1 protein-coding gene is annotated in these 964 nt (G+C 24.0%); it reads left to right on the top strand.

The window, feature by feature from the left end; all coding sequences use genetic code 11:
• On the top strand, positions 1 to 806 hold an 806-nt coding region (locus ABNK64_RS11075), incomplete at its 5' end, for a transposase (protein ID WP_349764432.1).
• Between the last annotated feature and the right edge of the window lie 158 nt (positions 807 to 964).

Genomic DNA, 964 nt, shown 5'->3' with positions numbered 1-964 from the left:
TTAAAAAATATGAAAAATATTTGAATCATTTTCAAAATTTAAAAGATCGAAATAGTTATTCAAAAACGGATATAGATGCTACTTTTATGAGAATGAAAGAGGACTATATGAGGAATGGTCAATTAAAACCTGGCTATAATTTACAAATTGGAGTTATCAGCGAATATGTATGTGTTTATGATATTTTTCCAAATCCTTCTGATTCTAAAACTTTAATTCCTTTACTTGAAAAAACAAAGTTATTAAACTTAAATATAAAAAATGTAGTAGCAGATGCTGGTTATGAAAGTATAGATAATTATGAATATTTAGAAAAAATGGGATATACTTCATATATAAAACCTATATATTTTGAAAAGTCAAAAACAAGAAACTTTAAAAATGATTTAAATAGAGTAGAAAACTTAATATATAATTCAGAAGAAAATAGACTTTTTAGAAAAGATGGATTGGAATTAACATTTCTTTCTTCAAGTAAAAATGGAAAGAAACAATATTTTTTTAATCCTGAAACTGAAAAGAAAGTAGTGTATAATTCGCGATTCCGTATATTATCAGAAAAATCAAAAGAAAATATATTAAGTGATTATGGTAAGTGTTTAAGAATGAATAGAAGTATTCAAGTAGAAGGGGCATTTGCAGTATTAAAAGAAGATATGAAATTGAGAAAACTAAAAGTTAGAGGCAAAAACAAAGTATTAAGAGAAATATGCTTATTTTGCTTAGGTTATAACTTAAATCGCCTGATACAAAGAGAAAAAAATAATAGAAAAGGAACAACACTTCATCCTTTAAAAGTAGCATAAAAAAAATAAAAATTAGGGGGTAATTTTTTGTGTTACCAAAAAATAAATTAAAAGTCAAAAATCTATGAAATCAATAAAATGATTTCTATTTTTTTGCTAAAAAGAAAAGAGTGTTGCAAATTAATGACTAAAAATCATTAATTTGCAACAGCCCCTTT

The organism is Fusobacterium sp. SYSU M8D902 (genome assembly GCF_040199715.1).
GTDB lineage: Bacteria > Fusobacteriota > Fusobacteriia > Fusobacteriales > Fusobacteriaceae > Fusobacterium_A.
The sequence above is the reverse complement of the archived record's forward strand: the minus strand, read 5'-3'. Positions and strand labels throughout refer to the sequence as shown.